Here is a 16,199-nt window from a genome sequence, read left to right as displayed (position 1 = left end):
GCAAAACAGCCCCAGCACACTCAAACCTTCAACGCACGCTCAGCACGAACCCGACCCGCGCCAGCCACTCAGCCTCGTTGGCGAAGTCGGCCTGGGTCAGCTGGTTCTGCTCCAGCCAGCCTTCAGGGAACACCACTTCCAGACTGTCGTCGGCAGCCTTGAGCTCGACCTTGGGCATTTGCTGGGTGCCGCGGATGTGGTGGAAGAGGATGGCGAAGCGCAGCAGCACGCACAGGCGGATCAGCTTGACGCCTTCGTCGCCGAACTCGGCGAACTTGTCCTTGGGGATGTTGCGGCGATGGCCGCGTACCAGCAGGGCCAGCATCTGCTGGTCCTCGCGGGAGAAGCCCGACAGGTCGGAGTGCTCGATCAGGTAGGCGCCGTGCTTGTGGTAGTGGTAGTGGGCGATGTCCAGCCCGACCTCATGCACCTTCGCCGCCCAGCCCAGCAGGTCGCGCCAGTTGCCGTTTTCCAGATCCCACGCCTTGGCCACCTGGTCGAAGGCGTGCAGCGCCTTGCGCTCCACCCGTGCGGCCTGGCCCTGGTCGACGTGATAGCGCTCCATCAGCGAGTTCAGCGTGCGCTCACGCACGTCCTCGTGATGATGGCGGCCGAGCAGGTCGAACAGCACGCCTTCACGCAGGGCGCCGTCACAGTGGTCCATGCGCTGCAGTTCGAGGGCGTCGAAGATCGCCTCGAGAATCGCCAGCCCCGCAGGGAAGATGGTGCGCCGGTCCGGTTTGACGCCGTCGAAGTCGATCTTGTCGACTTCGCCCAGCTTGAACAGCTTGCGCTTGAGCACGGCCAGGCCTTCGGCGTTGACTTCGCCGTTGCCATGGCCGTTGGCTTTGATCGCGGCGCCGATGGCGCGGATGGTGCCCGACGAGCCGATGGCCTCGTCCCAGGTCAGGCGGTGCAGGGCGTTCTCGATGCTCATCAGCTCAAGGCGCGCGGCGGTGTAGGCCTGGGCGTAGCGTGCCGGGGTGATCTTGCCGTCGCGGAAATAGCGCTGGGTGAAGCTTACGCAGCCCATCTGCAGGCTCTCGCGCAGCAGGGGCTCGAAGCGTTGACCGATGATGAACTCGGTGCTGCCGCCGCCGATATCGGCGACCAGGCGTTTGCCGGGCGTGTCGGCGAGGGTGTGCGACACACCCAGGTAGATCAGGCGCGCCTCTTCACGGCCTGAAATGACCTCGACCGGATGGCCGAGGATGGCTTCGGCACGCAGGATGAAGTCATTGCGGTTGCGCGCTTCACGCAGGGCGTTGGTGCCGACGATGCGCACTGCGCCGGCCGGCATGCCGTTGATCAGCTGGGCGAAACGCTTGAGGCATTCGAGGCCCCGCTGCATGGCTTCTTCGCTGAGCTGGCGGTCTTCGTTGATGCCCGCAGCCAGTTGAACCTTCTCCCCCAGCCGTTCGAGAATGCGGATCTCGGTATGGTGGGCCTTGGCCACGACCATGTGGAAGCTGTTGGAGCCAAGGTCGATGGCGGCGATCAGAGACAGGTTCTTCGCGGTGGTTTGCGGCATGATCTGGATGTTCTCGGTCGATAACCCGGCAATCCTGCCATGATCGCGGGCATACGCCAACGCGCGACATGGCGAGGATTGATGCAGGGCAATGTGCGGGTGGCCTGGATGACTGATCAACAAAGGCCTCGGACAAATCCTATGACGCTTGTATGACGGTTTCGATTCGGGGCGTCTTGCACAACTATAGTTACACTCAATCGGCCGTGGCTTCCTGTAGGGCGTGGGTGCGGCTATGATGGGCAACGTTTTTTATGCTTACGACCTGGAGAACTCCATGAGCAGCGATCTGATCAAACACGTCACCGACGCCACCTTCGAAGCCGAAGTGCTGCAGGCTCAAGGCCCGGTGCTGGTCGACTACTGGGCTGAATGGTGCGGTCCATGCAAGATGATCGCTCCGGTCCTGGACGACATCGCCTCCACCTACGAAGGCAAGCTGACCGTCGCCAAGCTGAACATCGACGACAACCAGGAAACCCCGGCCAAGCACGGCGTGCGCGGCATCCCGACGCTGATGCTGTTCAAGAACGGCAACGTCGAGGCCACCAAGGTCGGCGCGCTGTCCAAGTCCCAGCTGGCTGCGTTCCTCGACGCCCACCTGTGATGTGAAAAAGCCCCGCGAATGCGGGGCTTTTTTTGCCCCTGAGGCTCGATTTCCCCTGTCAAAACCACTAGACGTCGAAAAAAGCAAGTGTTACATTCGGCCTCGCACTGCTTCTCCAGTGCCCTCTGCACGCCGTCGCGACGCACTCCCAATTCGAATCAGTACGCGATCCTGTCGCCAATCTAGCGGCGCGACCTCATTAAGCCAGAAGCTTAATTCCCCCCTTCTTACATGATTACGTCACTCCCCTTATGAACCTGACAGAACTCAAGCAAAAGCCGATTACCGATCTGCTGGAAATGGCCGAACAGATGGGCATCGAAAACATGGCCCGTTCGCGCAAGCAGGACGTGATTTTCGCCCTGTTGAAAAAACACGCGAAGAGCGGCGAAGAGATCTCGGGTGACGGCGTGCTGGAGATTCTCCAGGATGGATTCGGTTTCCTGCGTTCGGCAGATGCCTCGTATCTGGCCGGCCCTGACGATATCTACGTCTCGCCCAGCCAGATCCGCCGCTTCAACCTGCGCACCGGCGACACCATCGTCGGCAAGATCCGCCCGCCTAAGGAAGGGGAGCGTTACTTCGCCCTGCTGAAGGTCGATACCATCAACTTCGACCGTCCGGAAAACGCGAAGAACAAGATCCTGTTCGAGAACCTGACGCCGCTGTTCCCGAACCATCGCCTGAAGATGGAAGCCGGTAACGGTTCCACCGAAGACCTCACCGGCCGTGTCATCGACCTGTGCGCGCCTATCGGCAAAGGCCAGCGCGGCCTGATCGTCGCTCCGCCGAAAGCGGGCAAGACCATCATGCTGCAGAACATCGCGGCCAACATCACCCGTAACAACCCCGAGTGCCACCTGATCGTCCTGCTGATCGACGAGCGCCCGGAAGAAGTGACCGAGATGCAGCGCACCGTGCGCGGCGAAGTGGTCGCCTCGACCTTCGACGAGCCGCCGACCCGCCATGTGCAGGTTGCCGAAATGGTGATCGAAAAGGCCAAGCGCCTGGTCGAGCACAAGAAGGACGTGGTCATCCTGCTCGACTCCATCACCCGTCTGGCGCGTGCCTACAACACCGTGATCCCGAGCTCCGGCAAGGTCCTGACCGGTGGTGTCGACGCCCACGCCCTGGAAAAGCCCAAGCGTTTCTTCGGTGCTGCCCGTAACATCGAGGAAGGCGGCTCGCTGACCATCATCGCCACCGCGCTGGTCGAGACCGGCTCGAAGATGGACGAGGTCATCTACGAAGAGTTCAAGGGTACCGGCAACATGGAGCTGCCGCTGGACCGCCGCATCGCCGAGAAGCGTGTGTTCCCGGCCATCAACATCAACAAGTCCGGCACCCGCCGCGAAGAGCTGCTGACTGCCGACGACGAGCTGCAGCGCATGTGGATCCTGCGCAAGCTGCTGCACCCGATGGATGAAGTGGCGGCCATCGAGTTCCTCATCGACAAGCTCAAGCAGACCAAGACCAACGATGAGTTCTTCCTGTCGATGAAGCGCAAGTAAGCGTTTCCGTCGGTACAGCGAATTGGGGCTGCTGCGCAGCCCATCGCGGGACAAGCCCGCTCCTACAAGGATCACGCCAGACCTGTAGGAGCGGGCTTGTCCCGCGATGGGCCGCATAGCGGCCCCAAGTCATTGATGCGCCCTAACGAACGAGCGCATTGCACTCTGCCATTTGGCTATCAAAGCCCGATCGGCGCTACACTCTGCACCCCGACCGATACAGCCAACACGAGGCTCACGCATGCAGTATCGCGATTTGCGCGACTTTATCCGTGGCCTGGAGCAGCGCGGTGAACTCAAGCGCATCCAGGTTCCTATCTCGCCCGTCCTGGAAATGACCGAAGTCTGCGACCGCACCCTGCGGGCCAAGGGCCCGGCGCTGCTGTTCGAAAAACCCACGGGTTTCGACATTCCGGTACTGGGCAACCTGTTCGGTACTCCCGAGCGTGTGGCCATGGGCATGGGGGCCGAGTCGGTCGGCGAACTGCGTGAAATCGGCAAGTTGCTGGCCTTCCTCAAGGAGCCCGAGCCGCCGAAGGGCCTGAAGGATGCCTGGTCGAAACTGCCGATCTTCAAGAAGGTCGTGTCAATGGCACCCAAGGTGGTCAAGGATGCGGTGTGCCAGGAGGTGGTGGTCGAGGGTGACGATGTCGACCTTTCGCAATTGCCGATCCAGCACTGCTGGCCAGGTGACGTGGCGCCACTGATTACCTGGGGCCTGACGGTCACCCGTGGTCCGAACAAGGATCGCCAGAACCTGGGCATCTATCGCCAGCAGGTCATCGGCCGCAACAAGGTCATCATGCGCTGGCTGAGCCATCGTGGCGGCGCGCTGGATTACCGCGAATGGTGCGAGAAGCACCCAGGTCAGCCGTTCCCGGTGGCCGTCGCGCTGGGTGCAGACCCGGCCACTATCCTTGGCGCCGTGACGCCGGTGCCCGACACCCTCTCCGAGTACGCTTTCGCAGGGCTTCTGCGCGGCAACCGCACCGAGCTGGTCAAGTGCCGCGGCAGCGACCTGCAGGTGCCGGCCACCGCCGAAATCATCCTCGAAGGTGTGATCCATCCGGGTGAAATGGCCCCGGAAGGCCCTTACGGCGACCACACTGGCTACTACAACGAGGTGGACAGCTTCCCGGTGTTCACCATCGAACGCATCACCCATCGGCAAAAGCCGATCTACCACAGCACCTACACCGGCCGGCCGCCAGATGAGCCGGCGATCCTCGGCGTGGCGCTGAACGAAGTGTTCGTGCCGATCCTGCAGAAGCAGTTCCCCGAGATCGTCGACTTCTACCTGCCACCGGAAGGCTGTTCCTACCGCATGGCGGTGGTGACCATGAAAAAGCAATATCCGGGGCACGCCAAGCGCGTGATGCTGGGTGTGTGGTCGTTCCTGCGACAGTTCATGTACACCAAGTTCGTTATCGTCACCGACGACGACGTCAACGCCCGCGACTGGAACGACGTGATCTGGGCCATCACCACGCGCATGGATCCCAAGCGTGATACGGTGATGATCGACAACACGCCGATCGACTACCTCGACTTCGCGTCGCCGGTATCGGGCCTGGGGTCGAAGATGGGCCTGGACGCCACGCACAAGTGGCCGGGCGAGACTACACGCGAATGGGGCCGGGTCATCGTCAAGGACGAGGCCGTTACCCGCCGTATCGATGAGCTGTGGGACCAGTTGGGAATAGATTGATGCAGGTGACCTTGCAGCCGTCCGGCGCGGTGCTGTCCATCGAGCCGGGCGAGAGGATTCTGGATGCCGCGCGGCGCCTGGGCTACGAGTGCCCGAGCAGCTGTCGCAACGGCAATTGCCATGTGTGTGCGGCGTTGCTGGTGGAGGGGCGGGTACGACAGGACGGTGAGGTCCGCGATCACGGCGAACTGTTCACCTGCATCGCCGAACCGCTGGAAGACTGCGTGCTGCTGTGGGATGGCGTGCTGGCCCTGGGCGAGTTGCCCGTGCGCAAGCTGGCCTGCACCGTCAGCGAGTGCGTCGAGGTCGGCGGGGATGTCTGGCGCGTGCGTCTGCGCGCGCCCGCCGGCAAGCCGCCGCGCTACCACGCCGGGCAATACCTGATGATCGAGCGTGAGGGCGCCGACAAGGCCGCCTTTTCCCTGGCGTCTGCCCCGCATTCGGGCCGTGATCTCGAGCTGCATGTGCTGGCCCGCGAAAGCAGCGCGGTAAAGCTGATCGAGCAGTTGCAGCGCAACGGTATGGCCCGCATCGAGCTACCATTCGGTGACGCACACCTGGCCGAGCTGCCGGACGGGCCGCTGGTGCTGATTGCTGCCGGGACCGGCATGGGCCAGATGCACAGCCTGGTCGAGCATTGCCGCGCCAACGGCTTCAAGCATCCGGTGCACCTTTACTGGGGTGTGCGTCGGCCCGAGGAGTTCTACACCCTCGAGCACTGGGCCGAATGGGAGCGTCTGCCCAACCTGTTCCTGCACAAGGTGGTCAGCGACCTGTGTGGCTGGGAGGGGCGTTGCGGCCTTTTGCACGAGGCAGTGTGCGAGGATATCGCCGACCTGAACAGTGTGCATGTCTATGCCAGCGGTTCACCGAACATGGTCTATGGCACGCTCGATGCGCTGGTCGAGGCGGGCATGGATGCACACCGCATGCGCGCCGACGTGTTTGCCTACGCTCCACGCGGCTGAGTAACTAGGTCTTCATGAGCGCCTGCGGCGCGCTGCAATGGCGCGCCGTGATTAATAACCAAAGTTATCGTCGTCGATTATAAGCGGTGAATTATTACTCGCCGGGTTAATAACTTTTACTATGCTTATAACAACACTTTCCAGTCGTCGGTATCGCGCGTGAAACTTTGCCAAAAGGGGTTGAGGTTTCGCCGTCATATGTCTTACGGTAGGCACATCGTCATCAACCTCTTGCGGTACAGGCCCCGCAGCATTGGGTGCGGGCTCGCAGGCGAAGGCGTCGATCGCAACACAGCTCTCCGGTAGTTACACAGGAAATAATGGCGGCAGCCTATGTCGGCACTTGAAAGTTCTTCGTGGCAGGTTTCCTATCCTCCGTCGCTCGACTTCGGTCAACAACTGACCCCTGAGCAATTGCAGCACTCCATGACAACGACCATGTCCCGTCATGACGGTGGGCCTGTGTGGTTGTTCGCCTATGGTTCGTTGATCTGGCGTCCGGAGTGCAACTCGGTAGAGCGCCAGCGTGCGCGGGTGCACGGTTATCATCGTGGGCTTTACCTGTGGTCCCATGAGCACCGCGGTACACCGGAATGCCCCGGGCTGGTGTTCGGCCTGGATCGTGGAGGGTCGTGCAGCGGCTTTGCTTACCGCCTGGACGAGAGCTGCCTGGACGACTCGCTGATGGCTCTGTGGCAGCGGGAGATGCCCTATCCGGCCTATCGCCCGCATTGGCTGACCTGCCGACTCGATGACGGCAGCAAGGTGCAGGCCTTGGGCTTTGTGCTCGAGCGTCACTTGCCGTGCTATGCCGGCAACCTGCCGGACACCCTGTTCAGCCAGATTCTGGCCAGTGCCAAGGGGCGTTACGGCACCACGCGGGAGTATGTGGAGCAGACGCTCAACGCCTTGCGCAGCCACCAGATGCCTGATCGGGGGCTGGAGGCGCGGTTTCAGCGCTGCCATAACCTGCGCGAGGTTTGACTGCGCTGGCCTCTTCGCGGGCAAGCCCGCTCCTGCAGAGACGGTCCAGTTTGTAGGAGCGGGCTTGCCCGCGAAGAAGTCATCACCGAATCACCTGGCCAACACCACCAGCTTGCCCACCGCCTGCCGCTGCCCCAGCCGTTCGATAGCCGCCCCGGCCTCGCCCAGCGCGTAGGTCTGCGACACCAGCGGTTTCAACTTGCCCTCGGCATGCCACGCAAACAGCTGACGGAAGTTGGCAACGTTGTCTTCTGGCTGGCGCTGGGCGAACGCGCCCCAGAACACCCCCAGCACTGCAGCGCCCTTGAGCAGCACCAGGTTGGCCGCCATCTGCGGAATGCTGCCGCTGGCAAAGCCCACCACCAGCAGCCGGCCGTTCCAGGCCAGGCCTCGCACTGCCTGGTCGAACAGCTCGCCGCCGACCGGGTCGTAGATCACGTCCGCACCCTGGCCGTTGGTCAGGCGCTTGATCTCTTCCTTGAGGCTGGCCTGGCTGTAGTCGATCAACTCATCCGCGCCGGCTGCCTTGGCCACGGCGAGCTTTTCGGCACTGCTGGCCGCCGCGATGACCCGTGCACCCAACGCCTTGCCGATTTCCACCGCTGCCAGCCCGACGCCGCCTGATGCACCGAGCACCAGCAGGGTTTCGCCCGCCTTGAGCTGGCCGCGCTGGGTAAGTGCGTGCATCGAGGTGCCGTAGGTCATGCCGAAGGCGGCCGCCGTGGTGAAATCCATACCTGCCGGAATGGGCAGCACATTGTAGTGAGGCACCGCGACCTGCTCGGCGAAGGCGCCCCAGCCGGTGAGGGCCATGACCCGGTCGCCGACCTTGAAAGCCCCGGCCTTCTCGCCGACTGCCGCCACCACGCCGGCCGCTTCGCCGCCGGGCGAGAAGGGCAGAGGCGGTTGGAACTGGTACTTGCCCTCGATGATCAGGGTGTCGGGGAAGTTGACCCCGGCGGCATGCACCTCGAGGAGGATCTCGTTCTTCTTCGGCACGGGATCCGCGACCTCTTCCAGCACCAGGTCCCGTGCCGGGCCCAGGGTTTTGCACAACACAGCTTTCATCGGGCTATTCCTTTGCGGGTGATGGCCGATAAGTGTAGGAGGACGAAGGGGCGGGTCAACGAGCATGGCCTGCTCTGATAGGCCGGCATAAGCCCGGACTTGGGTTTGAGCGACGCGCTGGGTAAGCTGGCGCCAATTGTATTGAGGAGCGATTTCGTGAAAGCGTGGATCTTGATGGTGCTGGCCTTGATGCTGCCGGTGGCGGCCATGGCCGAAGAGGGCAAGGAAGGCGAGCCAAAGGTTGCCTACATCAACCTGACCCCGCCTCTGGTCGGCAACTATGCCCTCGATGGCGGCCCCAGGCTGCGCGTCTACAAGGCCGACGTGGCCCTGCGCGTGACCGGCGATGCTGCCGCCGCGGCGGTCAAGCACCATGAGCCGCTGATCCGCAACCAGCTGGTGGCGCTGTTCACCCAGCAAGGCGTGGATAACATGAGCAATGTCGAAGCCAAGGAGGCGTTGCGTCAGGAAGCCTTGAAGCAGGTTCAGCAGGTGATGGAAACCGAAGAAGGCAAGCCGATCGTCGAGGACCTGCTGTTCAACAACCTGATCGTGCAGTGAGTTCCTCGGCGCGCTCCCGCACAGCGGCTGCCTGGATCACCTCGCCAGCGCGCAGATTGCCTGCCATTGCTCCGGGGTCACTGGCATCACCGACAGGCGGCTGCCTTTCTGCACCAGTGCAAGTGCTTCGAGCGCCGTCTGCTGCTTGAGCAAGCCGAGGCCAAGCACCTGACCGAACGTGCGCACATGCTCGACATCCACTGCGCTCCAAGGGTTCTTCTCGGCACTGGCCTTGGCGTCGAAGTAGTGGCTTTGCGGGTCCAGCGCCGTCGGGTCGGGGTAGGCGCCGGCCTTGATCCGGGCGATCCCGGCGATACCCGGTTGCGGGCAACTGGAGTGGTAGAAGAAGAATTCGTCGCCTACGCTCATATCCCGCAGGAAATTGCGTGCCTGGTAGTTGCGCACCCCGTCCCAGCGCGCCTGGCCGAGGCGGGCCAAGCCTTCGATGGAAAGTTCGTCGGGCTCGGATTTCATCAGCCAATAGGCCATGGATGCTGCTCCTGACAAGGTTTGAAATAAGATGTTGCATCAAACCGACAGCCGGTTGGCGTCAACATTTGCGTGGCGCGTCACGTTGTCGGAAAATGCGCCGATTTTAAAGCTATACGCTCCGGTAGCACCAAGAAGGCTGCCGAGCCTGAACAGTTTGCCTAGGGGGGCAACGATGAACAAACGCAAACCGGACCTGCTGTGGATCCTGGCTTTCATCTTCGGTCTGGGTGTCGTCACCACCGGTTATGCGCAGGGTCTGTGGGAGCGAAAGCTCGACGCCGCCTATCAGGCGCCGACCGTATCCGCCCAACAGCAGCGCTGAAGTTTCGCGGCGCGCGGCTTCACGCCGGCGCCAGATACCAGCCGCGGTCCGAGACCGTTCCGCGCAAGGGTACGTCCCAACTGGCCTGCGCCAGTCGTTCCACCTTCTGGCATTCATGTGCCAGCCCCAGCAGCAGCGGTTTCTTCCACGCCTTGCGCCGCCCCTGATAGGCCAGGCTGCGATCATAGAAGCCGCCGCCCATCCCAAGCCGTCCGCCCACTTCATCGAAACCCACCAGTGGCAGCAGGATCAGGTCCAGCGACCAGACCGGCCGCTGACGCTTGCGCTCGATGACTGGTTCAGGGATGCGGAAGCGATTACGTCGCAGTTTTTCGCCCTGTTCGAAGCGTTGGAACACCATGCGCGTGCGTGGCCAGGCATGCAGCACTGGCAGGTAGGTGCGCTTGCCGCGCCGCTGGGCTTCGCGCAGCAACAGGCGCGGGTCGATCTCACCGTCGTTGGGCAGGTACAGAGCGATATGCCGCGCGCGGCGAAACAGCGGGTGCTGGGCCAGTTGCCGGTACAGCCCGACGGCGGCCTGGCGTTGCTGGGCGGGCGTCAACGCGCGTCGTGCGTTGCGCAGCACGCGGCGAAGTTGCGGACGGGTGAGCGGCACGGTGTCGGTCATGGCACAGGCGATCCCGGATGCTGGCCGCCGACGGCGGCACAAACGAAATGCCCGCCGGTAAAGGCGGGCATTGAGAATTCAGGCTCCCCGACAAGACCGCTATCGGTGTAGCCCTTGAACCCGAAAGTTCAAGGTGGAGATTGCAGGAGGCGTTAAGGCTTTCCGTCGAGCGGACATGCACACCTGCCCCACGTGCAACCCCCGTGGTTGTGCGTATCGGCTCAGGGACATAACCGACTGGCGCATCCCCCAGGGAGTCGCGCCAGTATACCAATCTCAATCGTTTTTGCTAACCGCGTCGTCGGACAGCGCCTGGTCGACGCGCTCGAGCAGGTCGCGCACCTGTTCGCGGGTGGTGCCGCCGCTGGCGACGTCAGGGCGCTCCTGGCGGTGCAGCAGCTCATGGGTGATGTTCAAAGCCGCCATCACCGCGATGCGGTCGGCGCCAATCACCTTGCCGCTGCTGCGGATCTCGCGCATCTTGCCGTCCAGGTAGCGCGCGGCACCCACCAGGTTGTTGCGTTCTTCCGGCGGGCAGATGATCGAGTATTCCTTGTCGAGAATCTGGACGGTGACGCTATTGCTTGAACTCATGAGTCTTGCTCCAGGGCCTTCAGACGCAAGATCATCGACTCGATCTTGTGCCGGGCGATCTCGTTCTTTTCGATGAGGTGGGCGCGCTCTTCGCGCCAGGATTTTTCCTGAGCTACTAGGAGTGCATTTTGCCGTTTTAGTTGCTCGACGCGCTCGATCAGCAACTCGAATCGGCTCATCAGCGCTTGCAGGTCATTGTCTTGCATGGGTTGCACTCGATCCGCTCCTTCGTCGATCGCCTGGCGATCATGCCTCTGCCCGAGCCGCGACGGCCAGCGCAGATGGTCTTGGCGCGCCTGCCGGTGCTAGGATACAAGGTCTTCATTCTAGTCATATGCGCCGTCTGGCGCCTAGCCGCCCATGCCCAATACCCAATCGCCTTACATCGCCTTCGCCATGCTGCTCTCCAGCAATGGCCATCCCGCCACTCCTGCCGAGCTGCACGGCCTGCTGATCGGTCGCAGTTGCGCCGGTGCCGGCTTCGATGCCGATGCCTGGCTGGCCGACGCCGCCCAACTGCTTGAAACCGAGCCCGGTGACACTGTCCGCAACGCCCTGATCGGCCTGCAGGAGATGGTCAAGGCCGAGCTGACCGGCGAAGACGTCGCCATCGTGCTGCTGCTGCCGACCGACGATGCCGCCCTGAGCGATCGCGCCACGGCGCTGGGCCAATGGTGCCAGGGCTTCATTACCGGTTTTGGCCTGAACGCCGGTGGCAAGGACCTGTCCACCGATGCCAAGGAAGTGCTCCAGGACCTGGTCGCCATCTCCCAGGTGCAAGAAGCGCTGGAAGAGTCCGAGGACGGCGAGAGCGACTACATGGAAGTCATGGAGTACCTGCGCGTCGCACCGCTGCTGCTGTACACGGAGCTGGCCGCGCCTGTCGCGCCGGCGCCAAAACCATCGCTGCATTGATCGACCCGGGGGTCGTTTGCCCATGAGCCACATACCCAAGGCGGAGTACGCCCGTCGGCGCAAGGCGCTGATGGCGCAGATGGTCCCCGACAGCATCGCCATCCTGCCGGCGGCGGCGGTCGCGATTCGTAACCGCGACGTCGAGCACGTCTATCGCCAGGACAGCGACTTCCAGTACCTGAGCGGCTTCCCGGAGCCCGAGGCGGTGATCGCCCTGATCCCCGGCCGCGAGCACGGCGAATACGTGCTGTTCTGCCGCGAGCGCAACCCCGAGCGTGAGCTCTGGGACGGTCTGCGTGCCGGCCAGGAGGGCGCGATACGCGACTTCGGCGCCGACGATGCCTTCCCGATCACCGACATCGACGAGATCCTCCCTGGCCTGATCGAAGGTCGCGAGCGGGTCTACAGCGCCATGGGCAGCAACCCCGAGTTCGATCGCCGGCTGATGGACTGGATCAATGTGATCCGCTCCAAGGCGCGCCTCGGTGCGCAACCGCCGAACGAGTTCGTTGCCCTGGATCATCTGCTGCACGACATGCGCCTGTATAAGTCGGCAGCGGAAGTGAAGGTAATGCGCGAGGCTGCGGCAATTTCCGCGCGCGCCCATGTGCGGGCCATGCAGGCCTGCCGCGCCGGTCTGCACGAATACAGCCTGGAGGCCGAACTGGACTACGAGTTCCGCAAGGGTGGCGCGAAGATGCCGGCCTATGGCTCGATCGTCGCCGCCGGGCGCAACGGCTGCATCCTGCATTATCAGGAGAACGATGCGCCGCTCAAGGACGGTGACCTGGTGCTGATCGACGCCGGTTGCGAGATCGACTGCTACGCCAGCGACATCACCCGCACCTTCCCGGTCAGCGGGCGGTTCTCGCCCGAGCAGAAGGCGATCTACGAACTGGTGCTCAAGGCCCAGGAAGCCGCTTTTGCCGAGATCGCCCCGGGCAAACACTGGAATCACGCCCATGAGGCGACGGTGCGAGTGATCACCCAGGGGCTGGTCGAGCTGGGGCTGCTCAAGGGTGAGGTGCAGGCGCTGATCGACAGCGAAGCCTACCGCGCGTTCTACATGCACCGCGCCGGCCACTGGCTGGGCATGGATGTGCACGATGTGGGCGAGTACAAGGTCGGCGGCCAGTGGCGAGTGCTCGAACCGGGCATGGCGCTGACCGTCGAGCCAGGTATCTACATCGCCGCCGACAACCAGAGTGTGGCGAAGAAGTGGCGCGGCATCGGGGTGCGGATCGAGGACGACGTGGTGGTCACCAGAAAGGGCTGTGAAATTCTCACTTTGGGTGTGCCGAAGACAGTCGACGAAATCGAGGCACTGATGCTCGACGCGCGCAAGGACGTGGCATGAGCCGGGTCAACCTGGCGATCATCGGCGGCGGCCTGGTCGGTGCCAGCCTCGCGCTGGCGCTGCAGGCCGGGGCCAAGGTGCGTGGCTGGAAGATCCTGCTGATCGAGCCGTTCGCCCCCGGCGACAGCTTCCAGCCCAGCTACGACGCACGTTCCTCGGCGCTGTCCTTCGGCACTCGGCAGATCTACGACCAGCTTGGCCTGTGGCAGGGCATCGAGCGCCGCGCCGAGCCGATTCGGCAGATCCAGGTGTCTGACCGCGGCCGCTTTGGCGCCACCCGGCTGGATGCCCAGGAAGAAGGTGTGCCTGCGCTGGGTTATGTGGTGGAGAACGCCTGGCTCGGCCAGTGCCTGTGGCAGGGGCTGGACAGCGAGGTGGTGAGCTGGCGCTGCCCGGCCGAAGTCAGGGCCATGCAGCCCGTCGAGGGCGGTTATCGCCTGCAACTCGACGATGACACCAGCCTTGAGTGCGACCTGGCGATTCTCGCCGATGGCGGCCGCTCCGGCCTGCGCGAGCAGTTGGGCATTCATGTGCGCCGCACGCCCTATGACCAGAGCGCGCTGATCGCCAACATCTCTCCAGGCGAGGCCCATCGTGGCCAGGCCTTCGAACGATTCACCGAACAAGGCCCGATGGCCTTGCTGCCACTGCCGGAAAACCGCTGCGCGCTGGTCTGGACCCGCCAGGGCATGGACGCGCGGCGTCTGGCCGATATCGACGAGCGCGCCTTCCTGCGCGAACTGCAGGACGCGTTCGGCTACCGCCTCGGCGCTCTGCGCCAGGTCGGCGCACGGCATCTCTACCCGTTGGCGCTGGTCGAAGCCGAGGAGCAGGTACGCCCGCACCTGGTGGTGCTAGGCAACGCGGCGCACAGCCTGCATCCGATCGCAGGCCAGGGCTTCAACCTGTCGCTGCGTGACGTGCAGGCGCTGGCCGAGGCCCTGCTCGCAGGCCCGCAGCAGCCGGGCGACCTGGCAACGTTGCAGGGCTATCGCCAGCGCCAACGCCTGGACCAGAGTCTGACCATCGGCTTCTCCGACCAGGTCACCCGCCTGTTCGGCAGCGCCCAACCGCTGTTGGCCGCCGGGCGCAACCTCGGCCTGCTGGGGCTGGACCTGCTGCCGCCGGCAAAGAGCTGGTTCGCCCGCCAGGCCATGGGCCTGGGAACCCGCCCCGACCCGCGAGGCCGCGCATGAAAGACGCCCGCAAGCTCGCGCGCCGGGCCCGCATGCTGCGCTGGTTGCTGAATTTCTACCCGCCCTACCTGGGGGCCGGTATCCGCGTGCAGCACATCAGCCCCGACATGCGCAGCGTCAAGGTGCGCATGAACCTGACCCGCTGGAACCGCAACTACGTCGGCACCCAGTTCGGTGGCAGCCTCTACTCGATGGTCGATCCGTTCTACATGCTGTTGCTGATCGAGCAGCTGGGCCGCGAGTACATCGTCTGGGACAAGGCCGCCAGCATCGACTTCATCGCACCGGGCAAGGGCCCGGTGTTCGCCGAATTCCACATCGACGACGCACTGCTGGACGACATCCGCCAGCAGACGGCCGGTGGCAAGAAGTGCCTGCCGCGTCTGCAGGTCGATATCCGCGACGGCGCCGGCGAGCTGGTGGCGCGGGTCGACAAAACCCTATACGTGCGGCTCAAGCCGCAAGCGAGGCAGGCGTAAGGCATGGACATGCGCGCGGATCTGTTGATTGTCGGTGCCGGTATGGTCGGCAGCGCCCTGGCCCTGGCGTTGCGCCACAGTGGCCTGGAGGTGCTGCTGCTCGATGGCGGGCCGCTGTCGGTCAAGCCTTTCGATGACGCCGCGCCCTTCGAGCCGCGGGTCAGTGCCCTGTCGGCCGCCAGCCAGCGCATTCTCGAGCGTCTTGGCGCCTGGGAGGGCATTGCCGGGCGCCGCGTGACGCCCTATTCGGACATGCAGGTCTGGGACGGTAGCGGCACCGGTCAGATTCATTTTTCAGCCGCCAGTGTGCATGCTCAGGTGCTCGGCCACATCGTCGAGAACCGTGTGGTGCAGGACGGCCTGCTGGACCGTCTGCACGACAGTGACGTCGGGCTGCTGCCCAATGCGCGGCTGGAACAGCTGCGCCGCTCTGGCGATGAGTGGCTGGTGACCCTGTCCGATGGCCGTCGCTTGCGTGCGCCGCTGGTGGTCGCTGCCGATGGCGCCAATTCGGCGGTGCGGCGCCTGGCGGGCTGCGAGACGCGCGAGTGGGATTACCTGCACCACGCCATCGTCACCAGCGTGCGCTGCAGCGAGGCGCACCGCGCCACGGCCTGGCAGCGCTTCACCGACGAAGGTCCGCTGGCCTTTCTGCCGTTGTCGCGCGATGACGGCCAGCACTGGTGTTCGATCGTCTGGTCCACCACGCCGGAGCAGGCCGAGCAGGCCATGGCGCTGGATGATGCGGCGTTCTGCCAGGCACTGGAGCGCGCCTTCGAAGGCCGCCTGGGCCAAGTGCTGCATGCCGACCGCCGCGTCTGCGTGCCGCTGCGCCAGCGTCATGCCAAGCGCTATGTGGAAGAAGGCCTGGTGCTGATCGGCGATGCGGCCCACACCATTCATCCCCTGGCGGGGCAGGGCGTCAACCTGGGCTTTCTCGATGCGGCAGTGCTGGCCGAGGAACTGGTGCACGCGTGCGAGCGTGGCGAGCGTCTGGCCGATGTGAGGGTGTTGAGTCGCTACGAGCGCCGACGCATGCCGCACAACCTTGCCCTGATGGCGGCGATGGAGGGCTTCGAGCGCCTGTTCCAGGCCAACCCGCTGCCGCTGCGCTGGCTGCGCAATACCGGGTTGAAGCTGGTGGAAGGGATCCCTGAGGCCAAGGCGGTGTTCGTGCGCCAGGCCTTGGGGTTGAGCGGCGACCTGCCAGACCTGGCCAAGGCTTGAGGGCCCTATCGCGGGGCAAGCCCGCTCCTGCAGGTACATCACCTGCCTGAA

Annotated in this window: 18 protein-coding genes and 1 other RNA gene; 12 read left to right on the top strand and 7 right to left on the bottom strand. The window is 64.0% G+C overall.

The window, feature by feature from the left end; translation table 11 throughout:
• Positions 1-28: 28 nt before the first annotated feature.
• Positions 29-1,531, bottom strand: a complete 1,503-nt coding sequence (ppx, locus tag HU748_RS15655) for an exopolyphosphatase (RefSeq protein ID WP_186709989.1) — start codon at positions 1,529-1,531, stop codon at positions 29-31.
• Between the two features lie 277 nt (positions 1,532-1,808).
• On the opposite strand from ppx, the gene trxA reads away from it, so the two are divergent.
• The 5 genes from trxA to HU748_RS15630 all read left to right on the top strand — a co-directional run bounded on the left by trxA (position 1,809) and on the right by HU748_RS15630 (position 7,309).
• Positions 1,809-2,138: a thioredoxin TrxA gene (gene trxA / locus HU748_RS15650; RefSeq protein WP_009684153.1), complete on the top strand. Its 330-nt coding sequence runs from the start codon at positions 1,809-1,811 to the stop codon at positions 2,136-2,138.
• 251 nt (positions 2,139-2,389) lie between these two features.
• On the top strand, positions 2,390-3,649 hold the full coding sequence (gene rho / locus HU748_RS15645) for a transcription termination factor Rho (protein WP_039581904.1): 1,260 nt from the start codon (positions 2,390-2,392) through the stop codon (positions 3,647-3,649).
• A 241-nt stretch (positions 3,650-3,890) separates the two neighbouring features.
• A complete protein-coding gene (gene ubiD, locus HU748_RS15640) occupies positions 3,891-5,357 on the top strand; it encodes a 4-hydroxy-3-polyprenylbenzoate decarboxylase (RefSeq protein ID WP_186669884.1) in 1,467 nt (488 codons plus the stop codon).
• The gene (locus HU748_RS15635; RefSeq protein WP_186669883.1) at positions 5,357-6,325 is read left to right on the top strand and encodes a CDP-6-deoxy-delta-3,4-glucoseen reductase; all 969 of its coding nucleotides are present in this window, start codon (positions 5,357-5,359) and stop codon (positions 6,323-6,325) included. Before ubiD ends, HU748_RS15635 begins: the two co-directional genes overlap by 1 nt.
• A 333-nt stretch (positions 6,326-6,658) precedes the next feature.
• Positions 6,659-7,309, top strand: a complete 651-nt coding sequence (locus HU748_RS15630) for a gamma-glutamylcyclotransferase (protein ID WP_065861755.1) — start codon at positions 6,659-6,661, stop codon at positions 7,307-7,309.
• Positions 7,310-7,399: 90 nt separating this feature from the next.
• Here the strand turns inward: HU748_RS15630 and HU748_RS15625 are convergent, their stop codons facing one another.
• Positions 7,400-8,377, bottom strand: coding sequence for an NADPH:quinone oxidoreductase family protein (locus HU748_RS15625; RefSeq protein ID WP_186721036.1), 978 nt, complete (start codon positions 8,375-8,377; stop codon positions 7,400-7,402).
• Positions 8,378-8,533: 156 nt separating this feature from the next.
• Between HU748_RS15625 and HU748_RS15620 the strand changes: the two genes are divergently transcribed.
• The gene (locus HU748_RS15620; protein WP_186669879.1) at positions 8,534-8,938 is read left to right on the top strand and encodes a flagellar basal body-associated protein FliL; all 405 of its coding nucleotides are present in this window, start codon (positions 8,534-8,536) and stop codon (positions 8,936-8,938) included.
• A gap of 36 nt (positions 8,939-8,974) precedes the next feature.
• Here HU748_RS15620 and HU748_RS15615 read toward each other — a convergent pair whose 3' ends face one another.
• Positions 8,975-9,427: an EVE domain-containing protein gene (locus HU748_RS15615; RefSeq protein ID WP_186669877.1), complete on the bottom strand. Its 453-nt coding sequence runs from the start codon at positions 9,425-9,427 to the stop codon at positions 8,975-8,977.
• Between the two features lie 175 nt (positions 9,428-9,602).
• Here HU748_RS15615 and HU748_RS15610 point away from each other — a divergent pair, with 175 nt between their 5' ends.
• Positions 9,603-9,752: a hypothetical protein gene (locus HU748_RS15610; RefSeq protein ID WP_186721034.1), complete on the top strand. Its 150-nt coding sequence runs from the start codon at positions 9,603-9,605 to the stop codon at positions 9,750-9,752.
• 19 nt (positions 9,753-9,771) lie between these two features.
• Here HU748_RS15610 and HU748_RS15605 read toward each other — a convergent pair whose 3' ends face one another.
• The 4 genes from HU748_RS15605 to HU748_RS15590 all read right to left on the bottom strand — a co-directional run bounded on the left by HU748_RS15605 (position 9,772) and on the right by HU748_RS15590 (position 11,180).
• Positions 9,772-10,380 (bottom strand): 5-formyltetrahydrofolate cyclo-ligase, encoded by a 609-nt coding sequence (locus tag HU748_RS15605; RefSeq protein ID WP_054894086.1) that lies wholly within the window; start codon positions 10,378-10,380, stop codon positions 9,772-9,774.
• A gap of 80 nt (positions 10,381-10,460) precedes the next feature.
• A non-coding RNA gene (gene ssrS / locus HU748_RS15600) (6S RNA) lies at positions 10,461-10,639 on the bottom strand.
• A 17-nt stretch (positions 10,640-10,656) separates the two neighbouring features.
• Entirely contained in the window at positions 10,657-10,974 is a 318-nt protein-coding gene (locus tag HU748_RS15595) for a cell division protein ZapA (RefSeq protein WP_054894085.1), read from the bottom strand.
• Positions 10,971-11,180 (bottom strand): TIGR02449 family protein, encoded by a 210-nt coding sequence (locus HU748_RS15590; RefSeq protein WP_054894084.1) that lies wholly within the window; start codon positions 11,178-11,180, stop codon positions 10,971-10,973. The genes HU748_RS15595 and HU748_RS15590 overlap by 4 nt, the downstream gene beginning before the upstream one ends.
• Before the next feature lie 154 nt (positions 11,181-11,334).
• On the opposite strand from HU748_RS15590, the gene HU748_RS15585 reads away from it, so the two are divergent.
• Genes HU748_RS15585 through HU748_RS15565 form a run of 5 tightly spaced genes read left to right on the top strand, consistent with a single transcriptional unit; the run spans position 11,335 to position 16,148 of the window.
• Positions 11,335-11,889 (top strand): YecA family protein, encoded by a 555-nt coding sequence (locus HU748_RS15585; protein WP_186669875.1) that lies wholly within the window; start codon positions 11,335-11,337, stop codon positions 11,887-11,889.
• Positions 11,890-11,911: 22 nt separating this feature from the next.
• Positions 11,912-13,246 carry a Xaa-Pro aminopeptidase gene (gene pepP, locus HU748_RS15580; protein WP_186721032.1) on the top strand — a complete coding sequence of 445 codons (1,335 nt, stop codon included), beginning with the start codon at positions 11,912-11,914 and terminating at the stop codon, positions 13,244-13,246.
• Positions 13,243-14,442 (top strand): 2-octaprenyl-6-methoxyphenyl hydroxylase, encoded by a 1,200-nt coding sequence (gene ubiH / locus HU748_RS15575; RefSeq protein ID WP_186709954.1) that lies wholly within the window; start codon positions 13,243-13,245, stop codon positions 14,440-14,442. The genes pepP and ubiH overlap by 4 nt, the downstream gene beginning before the upstream one ends.
• A complete protein-coding gene (locus tag HU748_RS15570; RefSeq protein ID WP_054894080.1) occupies positions 14,439-14,921 on the top strand; it encodes a DUF4442 domain-containing protein in 483 nt (160 codons plus the stop codon). The genes ubiH and HU748_RS15570 overlap by 4 nt, the downstream gene beginning before the upstream one ends.
• Positions 14,922-14,930: 9 nt before the next feature.
• The gene (locus HU748_RS15565; RefSeq protein WP_186721161.1) at positions 14,931-16,148 is read left to right on the top strand and encodes a 2-octaprenyl-3-methyl-6-methoxy-1,4-benzoquinol hydroxylase; all 1,218 of its coding nucleotides are present in this window, start codon (positions 14,931-14,933) and stop codon (positions 16,146-16,148) included.
• Positions 16,149-16,199 lie beyond the last annotated feature (51 nt).

Origin of the sequence: Pseudomonas sp. RW3S2, assembly GCF_014268955.1 — a bacterium.
In the GTDB taxonomy this organism is placed as follows: Bacteria; Pseudomonadota; Gammaproteobacteria; order Pseudomonadales; family Pseudomonadaceae; genus Aquipseudomonas; species Aquipseudomonas wayambapalatensis.
The sequence above is the reverse complement of the archived record's forward strand: the minus strand, read 5'-3'. Positions and strand labels throughout refer to the sequence as shown.

What these genes read in the sequence shown, in the direction of transcription:
- ppx (WP_186709989.1), bottom strand. Translation starts at nt 1,531, where the DNA reads ATGCCGCAAACCACCGCGAAGAACCTGTCTCTGATCGCCGCCATCGAC.
- trxA (WP_009684153.1), top strand. Translation starts at nt 1,809, where the DNA reads ATGAGCAGCGATCTGATCAAACACGTCACCGACGCCACCTTCGAAGCC.
- rho (WP_039581904.1), top strand. Translation starts at nt 2,390, where the DNA reads ATGAACCTGACAGAACTCAAGCAAAAGCCGATTACCGATCTGCTGGAA.
- ubiD (WP_186669884.1), top strand. Translation starts at nt 3,891, where the DNA reads ATGCAGTATCGCGATTTGCGCGACTTTATCCGTGGCCTGGAGCAGCGC.
- HU748_RS15635 (WP_186669883.1), top strand. Translation starts at nt 5,357, where the DNA reads ATGCAGGTGACCTTGCAGCCGTCCGGCGCGGTGCTGTCCATCGAGCCG.
- HU748_RS15630 (WP_065861755.1), top strand. Translation starts at nt 6,659, where the DNA reads ATGTCGGCACTTGAAAGTTCTTCGTGGCAGGTTTCCTATCCTCCGTCG.
- HU748_RS15625 (WP_186721036.1), bottom strand. Translation starts at nt 8,377, where the DNA reads ATGAAAGCTGTGTTGTGCAAAACCCTGGGCCCGGCACGGGACCTGGTG.
- HU748_RS15615 (WP_186669877.1), bottom strand. Translation starts at nt 9,427, where the DNA reads ATGGCCTATTGGCTGATGAAATCCGAGCCCGACGAACTTTCCATCGAA.
- HU748_RS15610 (WP_186721034.1), top strand. Translation starts at nt 9,603, where the DNA reads ATGAACAAACGCAAACCGGACCTGCTGTGGATCCTGGCTTTCATCTTC.
- HU748_RS15605 (WP_054894086.1), bottom strand. Translation starts at nt 10,380, where the DNA reads ATGACCGACACCGTGCCGCTCACCCGTCCGCAACTTCGCCGCGTGCTG.
- HU748_RS15595 (WP_054894085.1), bottom strand. Translation starts at nt 10,974, where the DNA reads ATGAGTTCAAGCAATAGCGTCACCGTCCAGATTCTCGACAAGGAATAC.
- HU748_RS15590 (WP_054894084.1), bottom strand. Translation starts at nt 11,180, where the DNA reads ATGCAAGACAATGACCTGCAAGCGCTGATGAGCCGATTCGAGTTGCTG.
- HU748_RS15585 (WP_186669875.1), top strand. Translation starts at nt 11,335, where the DNA reads ATGCCCAATACCCAATCGCCTTACATCGCCTTCGCCATGCTGCTCTCC.
- pepP (WP_186721032.1), top strand. Translation starts at nt 11,912, where the DNA reads ATGAGCCACATACCCAAGGCGGAGTACGCCCGTCGGCGCAAGGCGCTG.
- ubiH (WP_186709954.1), top strand. Translation starts at nt 13,243, where the DNA reads ATGAGCCGGGTCAACCTGGCGATCATCGGCGGCGGCCTGGTCGGTGCC.
- HU748_RS15570 (WP_054894080.1), top strand. Translation starts at nt 14,439, where the DNA reads ATGAAAGACGCCCGCAAGCTCGCGCGCCGGGCCCGCATGCTGCGCTGG.
- HU748_RS15565 (WP_186721161.1), top strand. Translation starts at nt 14,931, where the DNA reads ATGCGCGCGGATCTGTTGATTGTCGGTGCCGGTATGGTCGGCAGCGCC.